The 14,407-nt window shown below is 58.9% G+C and carries 9 protein-coding genes and 3 pseudogenes; 5 read left to right on the top strand and 7 right to left on the bottom strand.

Annotation, left to right across the window (positions count from 1 at the left end):
• Window positions 1-155: 155 nt before the first annotated feature.
• The gene (locus FBZ93_RS39670) at window positions 156-1,154 is read right to left on the bottom strand and encodes an NADPH:quinone oxidoreductase family protein (protein WP_146993134.1); all 999 of its coding nucleotides are present in this window, start codon (window positions 1,152-1,154) and stop codon (window positions 156-158) included.
• A 137-nt stretch (window positions 1,155-1,291) separates the two neighbouring features.
• Window positions 1,292-2,026: a hypothetical protein gene (locus FBZ93_RS39665; protein ID WP_146993133.1), complete on the bottom strand. Its 735-nt coding sequence runs from the start codon at window positions 2,024-2,026 to the stop codon at window positions 1,292-1,294.
• Between the two features lie 227 nt (window positions 2,027-2,253).
• On the opposite strand from FBZ93_RS39665, the gene FBZ93_RS39660 reads away from it, so the two are divergent.
• Window positions 2,254-2,502 carry a hypothetical protein gene (locus FBZ93_RS39660; RefSeq protein WP_146993132.1) on the top strand — a complete coding sequence of 83 codons (249 nt, stop codon included), beginning with the start codon at window positions 2,254-2,256 and terminating at the stop codon, window positions 2,500-2,502.
• Between the two features lie 141 nt (window positions 2,503-2,643).
• On the opposite strand, the gene FBZ93_RS39655 is transcribed toward FBZ93_RS39660, so the two are convergent.
• The gene (locus FBZ93_RS39655; RefSeq protein WP_146993131.1) at window positions 2,644-3,429 is read right to left on the bottom strand and encodes an SDR family NAD(P)-dependent oxidoreductase; all 786 of its coding nucleotides are present in this window, start codon (window positions 3,427-3,429) and stop codon (window positions 2,644-2,646) included.
• A gap of 521 nt (window positions 3,430-3,950) precedes the next feature.
• On the bottom strand, window positions 3,951-4,844 hold the full coding sequence (locus tag FBZ93_RS39650; protein WP_146993130.1) for a 3-keto-5-aminohexanoate cleavage protein: 894 nt from the start codon (window positions 4,842-4,844) through the stop codon (window positions 3,951-3,953).
• Window positions 4,845-5,221: 377 nt separating this feature from the next.
• Here FBZ93_RS39650 and FBZ93_RS39645 point away from each other — a divergent pair, with 377 nt between their 5' ends.
• Window positions 5,222-5,416, top strand: coding sequence for a hypothetical protein (locus tag FBZ93_RS39645; protein WP_146993129.1), 195 nt, complete (start codon window positions 5,222-5,224; stop codon window positions 5,414-5,416).
• Between the two features lie 115 nt (window positions 5,417-5,531).
• Here FBZ93_RS39645 and FBZ93_RS39640 read toward each other — a convergent pair whose 3' ends face one another.
• On the bottom strand, window positions 5,532-8,012 hold the full coding sequence (locus tag FBZ93_RS39640; RefSeq protein ID WP_246667854.1) for a CaiB/BaiF CoA transferase family protein: 2,481 nt from the start codon (window positions 8,010-8,012) through the stop codon (window positions 5,532-5,534).
• Between the two features lie 760 nt (window positions 8,013-8,772).
• Here FBZ93_RS39640 and FBZ93_RS39635 point away from each other — a divergent pair.
• Window positions 8,773-9,845 (top strand): annotated as a pseudogene (locus FBZ93_RS39635) (IS256 family transposase); the annotation flags it as partial.
• A gap of 603 nt (window positions 9,846-10,448) precedes the next feature.
• On the opposite strand, the pseudogene FBZ93_RS42095 reads toward FBZ93_RS39635, so the two are convergent.
• Window positions 10,449-10,937 (bottom strand): annotated as a pseudogene (locus tag FBZ93_RS42095) (transposase); the annotation flags it as partial.
• Between the two features lie 815 nt (window positions 10,938-11,752).
• Between FBZ93_RS42095 and FBZ93_RS41030 the strand changes: the two are divergent.
• Both FBZ93_RS41030 and FBZ93_RS39630 read left to right on the top strand, forming a co-directional pair.
• Entirely contained in the window at window positions 11,753-11,896 is a 144-nt protein-coding gene (locus tag FBZ93_RS41030; protein WP_167529456.1) for a hypothetical protein, read from the top strand.
• Window positions 11,897-12,090: 194 nt separating this feature from the next.
• On the top strand, window positions 12,091-12,978 hold the full coding sequence (locus tag FBZ93_RS39630; RefSeq protein ID WP_246667853.1) for a polysaccharide deacetylase family protein: 888 nt from the start codon (window positions 12,091-12,093) through the stop codon (window positions 12,976-12,978).
• A gap of 398 nt (window positions 12,979-13,376) precedes the next feature.
• Here FBZ93_RS39630 and FBZ93_RS39625 read toward each other — a convergent pair.
• Window positions 13,377-14,267, bottom strand: a pseudogene (locus FBZ93_RS39625) (IS630 family transposase).
• Window positions 14,268-14,407 lie beyond the last annotated feature (140 nt).

The raw sequence follows: 14,407 nt of genomic DNA, 5'->3' as shown, positions 1-14,407 counted from the left end.
AATATCGTATCGGCCAAGGAGGCCCGGGAGGATTGTCCGAAACAGGCAACACGGTTATCACTACAAATCGAAGGTGAACAAGCGCAGCGCGCTGGTGCCGTTTTCGACAGTCCCCTATCACGAGATCCAGCTCGCGCGCGAATGCCGCAGTGATTTCAATCTATATTGATGATGATCTTTCCTAGCGCCTTTCGGGCACCCAATTGGGCAATGGCATCGCCAGCTTTCGTCAAAGGAAACCGCGCTGAAATACAAGGTCGCAGCTTGCCGCTATTATACCACTCGAGCAACTCGGCTGCGCTTCGACTAAGATGATCACCACTCCGGTCAAGCCACGGTCCCCAGAATACGCCGACAATCTGGCAAGACTTAAGCAAGGGAAGATTGAGTGGAATCTGTGGGATGCCCGCGGCAAATCCTACAACGAGGAAGCGACCGTCCCAAGCTATCGCACGCAAAGCCGCTTCTGAATAGTCGCCGCCTACGACATCACATACGACGTGAGCACCGTCGGGGCCACACGCCTCTTTGAGAACGTGCGCGGCCTCTCTGCGGGAAATTAAATTAAACGGCGCAGTTGGGTATATCACTGCTCGGTCTGCTCCGCGTTCCCGAGCTAGTGTCGCTTTCTCAGTTGTAGAGACTGCGGCCACAACGCGAGCGCCCATCGCTTTCCCAATTTCAGTTGCCGCGAGGCCGACGCCGCCAGCTGCTCCAAGAACCAGCAGAGTCTCGCCGGTTCTCAGAGCCCCCCTCTCTTTCAACGCGTAGTAGGACGTACCATAGGTGAGAATAAACGCCGAGGCTTCATCAAACGGCATTTTGTCCGGTATCGCCACGCAACGGTCCGCGTCTATGGCAACCTTTTGCGCCATTGCTCCCCATCTGGAAAATCCCATCACGCGATCACCAACCCGAAACGAGCATACGCCGCTACCAATCGCTTCAACCACCCCGGAGAACTCAGCACCGGGCGAAAATGGCCGTTTGGGTTTGAATTGATACCGGTCTTCTATGATCAGGGTGTCCGGGAAGTTTACCCCACTCGCTTTCACGCGAACGACAATCTGACCGGCGGCAGCTTCGGGATCGTCAACCTCTTCTAGCACCAGCGTCTCAGGGCCCCCGCTCGATCTACTCAAAATCGCCTTCATGCGTACTCCGTGGGACAGAGTGTGGACGCGGCTCGGACCTGAGGAGCGCATGGGTGGCCAAGCCGTCTGCACTCCCTTCGACGTTGGGAAGGGTCTCTCGTGGTGCAGCGACCGCAATGCAACACAAGCGCACCAGCTTAAGCACTGCCAGGTGATGGCGGAGAAAACGATGAGGCTACAACCAGTTGACCTATGGCCCGAGAGTCAACAAGACTGCTTAACTCCTCGCCCGTTAGCCAAACGAGCCAATCGTCCTCCACAATACCATCTTCTATCAGCCGTAATGCGCCCCCGCCGGGTTCATAGTGCGCATATCCGTATATACTGCCTCGATCCAATCGTTGGCGTGCTACGAGCGCACATAAGAAGTCTGGAGCCCACATCGCAAAAGACACGCCACGTGCTATTCCTGCCATGATCTTGGGGATGCCTTGTCCTCGGAAGTCTCTGCGGACCCAACGATCCCCCTGGTAGGCTACTCTTCCGGTCATCTTCTTCGCGCTCGGTGCTATGCAAGTACATTGGTCCTGAGGATGCGCATGTACGGTTGGATCAGCGTAAAACGCCTTCAGGGATTCAAGATGTTCTGCAAAGTTGCTGGTTGAAAGGTCATACAATCGAGCAGCCTCTAAAACGACGACCTCATTATTCTTATCGACGCCCATCATCCAGTACCCCTCGCCCAACTTAATTGGCGAGCGGTCGGGCCGGAAATTTGGATATGTCGGCCCCTTTGTTGGAGTGGCCCGAGTGATCGAGAGATACTCCTGAAAATCAAATCCTATCGAGAGCTTAATGCCTTTTTGGTTGGCGGCCAAGTCATACAATTGAAGGAAGCGTGAGACACACAATGGATTAACTACACTTCTCATTGCTGCACACTCCGATCATGATGAGTTGCGTCATAGCCTATTCGGCGAGAGAGAGAGAGAGAGAGAGAGAGAGAGAGTGTGTGTGTAACTGATCGTTCCGCATTATCAATGGATCGCTGGGCTACCTACTCTGGTGGGCGCAGGCCGTTGACGAACGATCCTTCACCAGCCGCCATGGCTCGGAAGCCCCGCCATTATCGGCTAAGATCAGCGCGCCATGTGATTGGTTGAGCAAACCCGGCGAGCTCGCTGATCCGCCGTTGTTCGCCGGCCGCAGTCCCACTCTCCCATGCCCCAGCTTCGTCTGCGAGAGCGGCGCCCTTGGCCTGCTTCAGTGTTTCAGCCAAAGACTCCTCGAATATCTCAAAGCCTATAAAGAGGGCGCCGACATCTCTTATTCACGTGTGTACGGGCCCGAACAGAGCGCGGACTTTATCACTGCCACCGTCGGCGCGCTGATCGTGCAGTTCATCTGAACCGCCTGGCCGCCACGGGCGTGCTCCGAGGTTGCAACTGGAGAGGTTGCTTCCGAGGGCACATCGTGGTCAGGCTTGACTCGACCCCACGCATGCACACGGAGGGACAGCGCGGGCATGACGAAGAGAGCTTTCGCGTGCTCACAAGATGAGATGCATGCCGGCGTCGATGCGCACACATTCGCCGGTCATGTTGCTCGACGCCGGGCTTGCGAGGAAGCAGACGAGCTGTGCTATGTCCTCGGCGGTCGAGACGACCTTGAGCGGCACACGCGCAACCACTGCATCGCGCACCTGCCGGGCACCCGCCTCTCCACGGCCCTTGGTGAACCAAGGCGTATCGATATAGTCGGGACAAACCGTGTTGACCCGAATGGAAGGCGCCAGCGCCCGCGCCAGCGGCAGCGTCATGGCATTCAGCGCGCCCTTACTCGCTGAGTACGCGACCGATGAACTGTTACCGCTGATGGCTGCGACCGAGGAGACGTTCACCACGGCAGCCGGCCGTCCGCTCGCTTTGGCGCCAGCCTCGAGCAGCGAGCGCGCCGCACGGATCATCTGGTACGGCCCGATGGTATTGACGGCATAAATGCGCTGAAAGTCCTCCGCCGAGAGCCCGTCGAGATCGTAATGCGGCACATGTTTTGTGATGCCAGCATTGTTGACGAGCACGTCGAGGCGTCCCCACGGCGCGGCAGCCGCGACGATTCTCCTGCAATCCTCATCGCGCGAGACGTCGCCCTGCACCACCACGATCTCGGCAGCGCCCGCTTTGCGGCAGGCTTCGGCCGTGGCCTCGGCTTCCTTCTGGCTGTTGGAATAGTTTACAACGATGCTCGCCCCACCCTTGGCCCAGAGGCCCGCGGTCGCCGCTCCAAGCCCCGACGCTGAACCCGTTACGATCGCGCACAATCCATCCTTCGACATCATTCCCTCTTTTTGAGCATTCAATCCGGATGTTATCGGCGGCACGCCATATCGTGCGGCAAGACGCGCGCAACTCGCAAAACTCCGTTGCGCGGATTAGACACAGGTCCGCTGCCGGCGTTGACGTGGAACAGCACCTGCTCGCCCGCGGCGCCAGCCCCTCGGCACCCTCGCGCGTGAGCGCGTGAAATAGCCGAAGGCGCTTGTCGTCGGCGCTGCGGCGCGAACTCCTGCACGAGCTCCAGGCCACGTACCGCGTCCGCGACCGATTCCACCATCGTCAGCGCCCCTCGGCCGGCAGCGTGGCCAGTGTCAGCCGCTGATATGCCCGCCGCGCATTGGCCCGTCTCGCCTGCACGCCCTCGACCGCACCTGACGACCGGTCATACAGCCGCACGCCCCCCGTTGAGGACGAACCGTGCGACCCACCCGCCGCCGATCACTCCGCCCCCAACAGGCCGACCGCTTGCGGTAGCCTCTCAAACGTGAACTTGAACTTTTCAATCATGAACTCTGGCCTCTCAGGCATGAACTTTGAGCGCGAGCTTCTCACGCACCTCATCCGGGCTCATCACCCGCACCTCGATCCGATCGAGAATTTCTACCGCCCGCTGCACGAGCTGGGAGTTAGTCGCCAGCCGCCCGCGGGAGAGGTAAAGGTTGTCCTCCAACCCCACCCGCACGTTAGCGCCGACCAACGGTGCCAACACCGCGTACGGGAGCTGCATTCGTCCAATCGAGAAGGTCGAGTAGACGGCGCTCGGCGGGAGCTGGTGCACCAGCGCCATCAGCGTGGTCGGATCGCCGGGCGCGCCATAGGGAACCCCCATGCACAGCTGAATCAACGGCGGATCGTCAATCAGCCCCTCTCTGATCAAATCGTGCACCATCACCAGATCACCGGTATCGAACACTTCGAGCTCAGGGCGCACGCCAAGCTTTTGCAGGCGAGCGGCCATCGCGCGCACTGTCGCAGGGGTGTTGACCACGATCAACTCGTCGCCGGTGCCGTAGTTCAACGTCCCGCAATCCAACGTGCAAATCTCGGGGTGCAGCTCTTCGATATGCACCAGCCGCTCACGCGGGCCTACCATGTCCGTCCCCGCCGCCGGCGGCAGCGGAGACTCCGCCCCACCAAGCACGATGGCGCAGCCCACCCCCGCGGTCAGGTTGATCACCGGATTCACATCCGACTTCCGGATGCGCGTCACCACTTCACGAAACAGCGTCGGATCCCGCGAACTCCGCCCAGTCTTAGGGTCACGCACGTGGATGTGCAGTACCGCCGCCCCCGCCCGCGCCGCCTCGATCGCCGAGTCAGCGATCTGATCCGGGGTCACCGGAACATGCGGGCTACGCTCCACATTCGACCCCGCCCCTGTGACCGCACAGGTGATAAACACTTCGGAAATCATTTTCACCTTCCTCGTTCGCTGATAGCGCTACCTGTCCCAAGCCACACCAAACCGGCGACACGTTTCATGTCATGATATTCACCCTCCTGGATTTCCGAGCCTATGTGTCAGCGCATTGACTAGGATCAATCGAGCGGGCCTCATCGGGAACTCCTGGCGACTGCGAACGCATTGGCTGCGGCAGTCATCATCCCAGCAATCGGCGTGCCACTCGGGGAATTCCGGCGCAGCTTGCCCGACGAGAGAAAACACGTGTAGCTAGTAGCCTGCTCTTGGAGTGATGCTGCGGGTTGTCTGAGTTCCGACATCGCCGTAGTCGTCCGGACATGGTTGGCATGACAAGATGGCGCGCCTCATGTTGCCGATGGCCCCTCTGAATGCTGCTTGACGATGGCGCGCCTTATGGCGACCTCGCGGCCAACGCGCTCGACATCATTGGATATCGTCTGGATCATGGTTTTCTGGCCGGCGCGGTGATGCACCGGCTCCAGCTGTTGAAGCCGTGCTGCTTATTTTCGACCACCGCGCTTCTCGGCAAAATCCATGCTGGCCTCACCCAGCCAGCATTGTGATGGACTGTCATAGCTCTTGGAGAAAATAGTCCCCCCTCGAGGTATGATAACGATTGACCAGCGGCACGAATCCGCCAAACTTAAGAGTGAAATTAATCTAGGCCGTAGGTCGATTCTAGTCTGACGAGACCTTCTTCTTTGTTGTTGCGAGCTTCCCTTCGGGAAGCACTGCTGTACCAATGATCTCCTCCCTAACCAATTGCGCCATCTCAGCGTCAGACAGGCCAAGAAATCCCGATAAGATCTCTATGTTGTGTTGTCCCAGCGTCGGTGCCGCTGCGCGGATTGGATAGGATTTTGGACCTTCGCGAATCGGCAATGATGGCTGCGGATGCCGGCCTATGAATGCGCGTTCGACTTCCTGCAGAAACGCGCGCGACTCGAGATGCCGATCCTCGAGCAGGTCAATTGGGAGGCGGGCTACGCCGGCGGCAACCCCCGCGGCTTGTAACTCAGACATAGCCTGATCCGGGTCCCGAGTGAGTGTCCACGCTTCGATGCCTCTCTCCAGGACGTCTTCGATGCCGCGGCGAGCTTCCTCAGATTTGAGCGAGGGGTCGGCGGCCCAGTCTGGCCGGCCAATTGCTAGGGCAAGCCTCCACCACATTTCTTCGTTCGTCGCGGCTACCATGATCCAGTTGTCTTCACCCGCACATCGGAAGCAGCCATGTGGCACGAACTGCGGATGTCGGTTGCCGTACCTTCTTAGCGGCGTACTGCCCGTAGAATGAGCGGTGATCCATGGTGCGGCAAATGGCATCATGCATTCGATTTGGGCGATGTCGATGAACTGTCCCTGCCCGGTATTGCGGGCGTGAATCAGAGCAACCAAAACTGCAGCGCAGCCGTTTAATCCACCGACGGCATCTCCAAAGGCGATGTGACTCATCACGGGTGGGTCGCCGGCGTTTCCGATCACGCTTGGTAATCCCGAGCCCTGTTCAAGAGTCGAGCCGTAGGCCCGGCAATCACGATAGAGGCTGTTTGCGCCAAAGGCTGACATTGACATCATGACGAGTCGAGGGTTGAGTGTTTGGAGCACGTCGTAGCCAAGCCCGAAGTTCGGAAGCACATCGACCGAATAGTTGTCGACGACAATATCAGCTTTCGCCAAAAGCCGTTTGGCGAGAGCGAGACCCTGCGGCCGCGTAAGGTCCAGTGTGATACCGCGCTTGTTGCGGTTCATGATACAGAAGCACACCTTCTTTTCGTACATCTGCGCATCGATATAGGCACGCTCTCGATCAACTCCGCGAAACCAGTCCGGATACTGGATAGCCTCAATCTTGATGACGTCCGCTCCGAGATCAGCCAGTGTGCGCGTACACAACGGACCTGCCCAGCCCATTGAGAAGTCGATGACCTGAATTCCCTGCAATGGCTGCCGGGTAGCGTCAATGCGGCCGGGCGACGCCGACCCAGTGCCGACCAGATCTCTTCGCGTATTCTGGATACTCTGCCGCTCGCCGAGGGCGGGAACCTTTCCGCCTCGACGCGGCGGCGTCAATGTCAACTGCTGCACCGAGCCGACCGTGAGGCCCTCTTCTTCGCCAAGCAGAACCGGCACGATCGCGCCGCGCCGTTTCTTCTCCGTATCCTGGAGCAGATCGGATATTTCGGGCACTGGCACGATCGGAATCCTTCGTTTTCGCCCCTCTGCGAACCACTCCTGGGCGGTCCGCGATTTCAACCTCGGCGTAAACACTCGTTCAATCCGTTCCAGGTGTTTCAGGCGATCTTTGCCGAGGACCAAAGCCGACTCATCACGCAATTCGGATAGGCCGAGCATGTCGCAGAATGCTTGCCATTGTGCCGGTGTTACCACAGTAACGCCGAGCCAACCCCTTCTGGTTTCGTAAATGCCAACCGGAGAGCCTGGCCAAAAGCGGTTAGTGCCGATCCGTCGCATCACGTCGCCGTACGCAAACGCCTCGGACATAAGATACTCACTGAGAGCGAGGCTCGATTCGAAAATACTGAGCGACCACCCCCCCCCTCCTCCGCCCTGCCTCTGCGCAACCGCCGAGGAAGCCGCGGCAATGAAGCCCCACAGGCCGGCGAGAATGCCCGTTTGGAAATCCGGTGCATGCATCGGCGGGCCATCAACCGGTCCAACCAACTTGATAAGGCCGGCGAGCGCACGAACGGTTGAATCGGTTGCGGCGAATCCTGCATAGGGCCCCTTTCGGCCGAACCAGCTCCCTTGGAGGCAAATCAGCCCGGGACGGATCCGGCGGACCGCGGCCAAGTCAAAGAAGGGGCAGTCTGCGGCATCGACGTCGCGACCATCGATCAGAATGTCGCAGTCCTCGATTAATGCAGTCAGTCGTGTGCTCGCCTGCGGGGCGTTGGCATCGACGATGATGCTTGACTTGTTGAAGTTCAAAAATGCGAACCACGCGCTCTGGCCGCTCGCTGTTAGTGGGGGACCGCGTCGCAGTGGATCGCCTTGTGGCGGCTCGACCTTCTGAACATCGGCACCGAAATCGGCAAACAACCGCGCACAATAGCTGGTTGCGGCAGAGCTACCGATTTCTACCACCCGCAGATGCGATAACACTCCCATCGAGGGCTCCATTGCGATGCTCTGAAACATGATCTATCCCGCGATGCGAGACACGGGGCGCTGCCTGCTTGCAATTGGTATGAGCTGGGTACTGGAACTGAACGAAGAGCTCCCTTTATCCAACGCGGCCTCTCTGCGAAATCGAGGACCTCGTGGATGCCGAACACCGATATGGCGTGCCGTCGGCATTAGCTCCGCAACTCTGTTGCAGGCCCCTCTCCTTGCGGAAGCCAGGGCAGCGTGCCCCCTCCAGCTTCTTGCCTCCGAATTGCTCGTCGGCCATGCCGCGGCCGAAGAAGGCATGAAAGCCGGAAGCGTGAGACGTGCAACGACTTCCACACGTTTTTCATTGCTGCATTTGTCCAATCCTGATGAGCTGCGTCATAGCCCATACGGCGAGTTACCAGCTCATAGTACACCATTGGCGACGGATCGAGACACTACCTACTCTGGTGAGGAGCAATAGTGTGTTTGATTCTTGAGAAGGGCCGGCCATTAGGCAGTATTGGCATTCAATGCGGCATTAAACGATGGCCGAGTCAGTTTGCCTCGATCTTCTCAAGTGATAGTGTCCTGGCCGGTCAGGCGGGCTTGCAATCGGAGCACGCGTCGTCGACTTACCGCTGTGGTCGTGTCTCCAGAGATGGTGAAGCTCGGTAGAGCAAAGCCGTCTGCCCGCGCGCCCCAAATAGCGCCATAGCGGGCGGACGGTGGTGGCCACCGACGATTCGCCGGCAGGATCGGGTTGCGACACGCCAACGCAACCGAGGAACCCAGCGATGACGACGATATGATGAACCTGTGCACGCTCGTGGAGAAGAGCCCTGATGCTGATCTGTTGCGCGAGATGATCGGCTTTGCCGCCCGGCGTCTGATGGAGCTGGAAGTCGAAGGCCAGACTGGAGCGGCCTTCGGCGAGAAGAATCTGGAGCGTCTGGCGCAGCGCAACAGCTACCACGACCGGATCTGGGAGACCCGCGCTGGTGCGGTCGAGCTGCGTATCCGAGCTGCGCAAAGACTCTTACTTCCCGGGCTTCCTGGAGCCACGCCGAAGCCGTGGTGCAGGAAGCTTACGTGCAGGGTGTCTCGACGCGCTCGGTGGATGATCTGGTCGGGCGATGGGGATGACCGGCATCTCCAAAAGCCAGTGAGCCGGCTGTGTGGGGAGATCGACGAGGTGAAAGCGTTCCTTGGCCCTCCGATCGAGGGCAACTGGCCGTAACTGTGGATTGACGCCACCGACGTGAAGGCGCGCCAGCAGGGCCGCATCGTGTCGGTCGCGGTGATCGTCGCGGTCGGCGTCAACAGTGATGGCCGGCGCGAAGTTCTTGGCATGGACATTGCCCCTCCGAAGCCGAGACGTTCTGGACGGGGTTCTTGCGCAAGCTCGCCCGCCGCGGCCTGCGCGGCGTCAAGCTGGTCGTGTCCGACGCCCATGAGGGCATCAAAGCAGCCGTCAGCAAGGTGCTCAACGCCACCTGGCAGCGCTGCCGCGTGCACTTCATGCGCAACGCTCTGGCACATGCCGGCAAGAGCGGGCGGCGTGTCGTCGCCGCTTTTATTGCCACAGCGTCAGCGTCGCCCGGGACGATGCCGACGCCGCGAGAGCGCCGTGGCGGAAGGTCGCCGACCAGCTTCGCCCCAAGCCGCCCAAGCTCGCGGCCTTCTTGGATGAGGCTGAGACCGATGTGCTCGCCTATATGACACTCCCGCCCCAGCACCCGAACCAAGCTGCACTCGACCAACCCGATCGAGCGTCTCAACGGCGAGATCAAACGGCGGACCGAGGTGGCCGGCATCTTCCCCAATGAGGACGCCGTCGTTCGCCTCATCGGCGCGATCCTGTTCGAACAGAACGATGAATAGTCGGCCACTGCCGAGTGGAAGAAACGAGAGCTTGAGCGCTAACGTTCGATCATCAATCCCTAGAACCTCAGGCTCTCATCCACCGTTCGCGCCTGCATTGCAAGAAAGACTCTTCTAAATTCGTCGTTTCGCTCGGGGGGACTCGTAAGGAGCCTTATCGGCCCCTTCGATCGTGTGCGGGTGACTTCCATGCTCATAGCGGTAGATCGGGCCCCATGGCGCGTTGTAGCTGGCGCGGCACCGCATTCGCCGGCAGGAGCCAGGTCAGCTGGCGATAGCTAGAAGGCCGACGGTCGGATCATCGCTCAAGGGCGTGATGGTTTCCAGCGTCATGGAAAGGGCGCGTTGCAGCCGAATTAAAGAGATCATAGAAGGAACCGCGCGATCTCATGAGCGGCGAGCGCGCTGATGCTGATCGGCTTGCCAGAAGTGCTGCGGCCGAGTACAGCCCGTATCCCTTCAGGAGAATGGTCGAGATCGGATCACGACTGATCCGAGGTCACCAAACTGGATCATTTTTGGCTAAAGTTTTTCGCATCGATTCCCCGGCTGGGAGGAACGAAGAACGATGAAGGCCTCGAAGTTTTCAGACGCCAAAAGTTTGGCGAGCCAGTTGCGGATCAGCGGGGCCTTGTAGGTTGCGTGGGTTGTCCATAACGAGATGCACGTTGAGACTGCGTGGGACGCGCAGCCTCGATCTCGTCGAGAAACTTGCGGAACTCCGCGGCGCGGTGGCGGGAATAGCATTTTCCGATGACGTGCCCGTCGCAATGTCTTGCGCCGCGAAGAGCGAGGTCGTGCCGACGCCATGTAGTCGTGGTTGCGCCGCGCAGGCTGACCGGGACGCATGGGCAACATGGACTTGCCGCGGTCGAGCGCTTGGATTTCGACTTCTCGTCTATACGCAGCACGACGGCATGCAGGGTCGGGGAGACGTAGAGGCCGACCACATCCGCACGGCTTTCAACTTGTAGTACACTGCGAATATTCCCGCAGGGTTGCCACGAAATCCGGCTCGATCAAGAGCTTGAATGTCTCCATCCGATGGGGCTGCAAATGGAAGGCTCGCCAGATGTGCTGCACGCTGGTGGCTTCGGTGCGCGCATCATCGGTGCGCCCCGGGGACCTTGACTCGTCGGATCTCTACCCGCTGCGCGATAAACCGCCCGCGCCAGTTGCCGACTGTCGCTTCGACCAGCCGAACTTGCCGCCACTTCCTTGTTCTGCCTGCCTTCCGCGCAGGTCAGAACGATCCGGGCTCTCAACGCCAGGGCTTGGGTCGTCTTGCGGCGTCCCGCCAACACCTTCAGCTCAGTCCGTTCTTCATCGCTTAGGATCAGGGATGCAAGTTGCCGCGCTATCGAATGCCCGATCGCCGTTGTCCCCAACAACATGGCACAGCGATGCGACTCTAACTCGAATCTAATGACGCGAACCTGTTACTCAGGACACCAGATGACATCAGATTTTCAGGTGTGCACCAACTGCGAGCGCTCGATTCCAAGGCGATATTCGCTGAAGAACCTGTCGTAGTCGCAACGGTATGTTGCAGTCCGACAACTCGGATCAGAATTGATCTATGTCGCATCGATCATCAAATGCTAAATCTTCAGACGTTTATCCATTGAGACCGATCGGTAGGTCCAAGCTCAGCCAGAACTAGCGACTCGTGTAGAAATTCAACTAACTATCTTGGTAGTTTCAAAGTGCGTAGCATTCGTTAAGAAGCGTCAAGTTCGCGCGGCTATCGGAAGCACGAAAGGCGTAGCTGATTCGTCCATCAATACACGCAGCCGAACGCTACATTATCATTCGTACAAGAATAATAACCAGCAACAACTGAAGGCCATCATGGAGGAGTCGGATGTACAAACGTGTAACCTGCTCAGCAAGGATCTTTCTGGATGGGCATTGTGGCCGCCGCTTCTCTCATGGGCGAGTCGCGCGTACTTTTTGCGCAATTCACGCTCGACTGCGAAACCGCCTTCGTAAGGATTGCCTCCGATTATTTTATGAGCCTCGACCAGACGGCACTCTTCGGGGCATAGGGCCGACATTGACAGGGCCATTTCTGGGCCCTATGGGCATCGCATTTAGCATTTCTCTCACCAAGAAGATTGTCGCGCTATTCCCTTGATGTTGCGCCTAGCGGCGCCAGCCCTCTCCGCTGGTCCGCCTCTCGGTGCAAATTGCGCCGAAAATTGACGCTCTCAGATCAGCAGCCCGCATCTGGAGACAGTGCTTGCCCAACATCCCATGGCCGAACGGCGCCAAGATTGCCGTCAATCTCACGTTCGATTTCGATGCAGAAACGTTGTGGCTTGGGCGCGACCCGACCAATGTCGATCGTCCCGGCACGCTCTCGCAGGGCACCTACGGTGCCAAGGTAGGCGTACCCAAGATCCTCGAACTGCTTGCCGACGAACGGTTGCCGGCCACGTTCTTTGTGCCCGGCTGGGTCGTCGAAAACAGAACGCATATCGTCGAGAAGATCGTAAAGGCCGATCATGAAATCGGTCACCACGGCTATCTACACAAATCGATTGACCCGAACGGTCTGGAGATGGAGCTTGAGGAGCTTGAAAAGGGTACCGAGTCCATCAAGCGCGTCGTTGGTGTTGCTCCCGTCGGCTATCGCGCTCCATCAGGAGAAACGAGTGCGAATCTAATCCGCCTTCTGACCGAACGGGGCTTCATCTACGATAGCACCATGCTTGACGACGTCGAACCCTACCGCCACGTCCTGGAGGACGGAACCCCGGGCGTAGTCGAGTTGCCGTGGCACTGGAGCATGGATGACGCTCAGTATCTTTTGACCAGCATCAAGTTCCACCGGCCGATGGCCACCAATGGTCACGTGCTCTCGATTTGGAAGGCGGAGTTCGACGAGGCCTATCTGTCGGGCGGCTACTTTGATCTCGTCATGCATCCGCAAGTAACGGGCCGCCCATCGCGCATCCGCATGTTGCGCGAATTCATCACCTATATCAGAAAACATGACAATGTCTGGTTCGCACGAAGCCGTGATGTGGCGACCGCTTGGCTAAAGGTTACTAACACACCGAGCGATGGACCGATCGTCTCGCCCTTTCTGCGACGGAACGCGGAGGGGATCATTTCGCAGCGGTAGACGGCGCGAGGAACGAATGGTCACGCTTGGTAAGCGGTCCTTTTTTTGCTGTCTTGTTACTTTCCAGTTTGCTCTGCCTTCAAAAATCTCGATGTCGGCCTGACATTGGCGCATGTCTTCGCGCGAAAACATTTTTTTGTGTCTGAATGCACACCTGCACGGCCGCAGGCTTGGAGTCAGCGGCCGTGTCCCTTTGCAAACTTCCGCTCAAGGCTTGCCGAGACGAGGTTGACTATCAGGAAGAAGGCGCCGACCGATTGCCATCGGATCCAAATAGCGGAAGTACATGTTTGCCTCGGGACACACTCTCTGAACACTGAGGAGGCTTGCGGCTTCCTCGCCGTGCATCGAAGTATCTGCGATGAGCTCTTTTCGTCTGAAACACTAAAAGCGTGACATTAAGCTCGATAACCTGAGTTTTTGAGGTGGTTGGCGCATTCCTCGGAGGTGAAGGCGTCGAGTGCGTGGCCGATTGCGGCGCAGACCGCGTCGACGGTTCGCGCGGCGGCTTTGCGGAGCAGGTGCTTAAGCTTGGCAAAAGCCTGTTCGATCGGTTTCAGATCGGGCGAGTATTTTGGCAGGAAGAGTTTGGCGCCGACCGAACGGATGAGCTGGCGAACTGCTTTGCTCCTATGGCTGCCGAGGTTGTCCAAGATGACGATATCGCCGGGTCGAAAGACGGGCCGAAGAACCTTCTCGACATCGGCGCGAAAGCTCACACCATCGATCGGCCCCTCGATGAACCATGGCGCATCGATCCGGTGGTGGCGCAGAGCCGCCAGGAAGGTCATGGTCTTCCAGCGGCCGTGGTGAACCTTGGCATGAAGTCTGCGCCCGCGCGGCGATCCTCCCCATGAAGACCAGCCGCGTAGCGACCTTGATACTTTGCCCACTGGGCTCGCTGTCGCGCGATCTCCGGTCGATCGCGTTCGCCAGCCGCTACGCTTTTTTTGAAGCTGAGCTTCTTGGCATGCACGAAGTCCCGCACCGAGTGGTAGTCGACCTTCAAGCCGCGACCGGCAAGCTCGACAACGAGACCGCGTATTGTAAAATCGCCGTCCTTGATCCGCTGCGACAGCCAGACCGCATGCTCTCCCGAAATCGCCTTCGGCCTATGGCCGCCCATCTGACCCGGAGCAACACTGCCGGTCTCCTCGACCCGCTGCATCCAGCCGATGGCGGTGCGGATCGCCACCCCAAAACTGCTTGGCGGCCCGATTGCGCGACACCCCGCCCTCGATCGCGGACACAACACGCTTACGCAGATCCAGAGAATAAGGCTTACTCATCCATGCTGGCCTCCAATCCAGCCCGCATGGTGAATCAGAAACACACTGCTGTGGGAATCTTGAGGGTTCTGTGAGGTCGCGTGGCGGGCGCGAGCCGCGCGCCCGGTTGTGCGTGCGACCTCACAGAAGCCGGATTGAAC

Source organism: Bradyrhizobium macuxiense, from assembly GCF_007993935.1.
Lineage (GTDB): Bacteria > Pseudomonadota > Alphaproteobacteria > Rhizobiales > Xanthobacteraceae > Bradyrhizobium > Bradyrhizobium macuxiense_A.
The sequence above is the reverse complement of the archived record's forward strand: the minus strand, read 5'-3'. Positions and strand labels throughout refer to the sequence as shown.

Coding starts and splice junctions, on each gene's coding strand:
- FBZ93_RS39665 (WP_146993133.1), bottom strand. CDS start 2,026: ATGAGAAGTGTAGTTAATCCATTGTGTGTCTCACGCTTCCTTCAATTG.
- FBZ93_RS39670 (WP_146993134.1), bottom strand. CDS start 1,154: ATGAAGGCGATTTTGAGTAGATCGAGCGGGGGCCCTGAGACGCTGGTG.
- FBZ93_RS41030 (WP_167529456.1), top strand. CDS start 11,753: ATGGGCATTGTGGCCGCCGCTTCTCTCATGGGCGAGTCGCGCGTACTT.
- FBZ93_RS39650 (WP_146993130.1), bottom strand. CDS start 4,844: ATGATTTCCGAAGTGTTTATCACCTGTGCGGTCACAGGGGCGGGGTCG.
- FBZ93_RS39655 (WP_146993131.1), bottom strand. CDS start 3,429: ATGTCGAAGGATGGATTGTGCGCGATCGTAACGGGTTCAGCGTCGGGG.
- FBZ93_RS39640 (WP_246667854.1), bottom strand. CDS start 8,012: ATGTTTCAGAGCATCGCAATGGAGCCCTCGATGGGAGTGTTATCGCAT.
- FBZ93_RS39645 (WP_146993129.1), top strand. CDS start 5,222: ATGCTGCTTGACGATGGCGCGCCTTATGGCGACCTCGCGGCCAACGCG.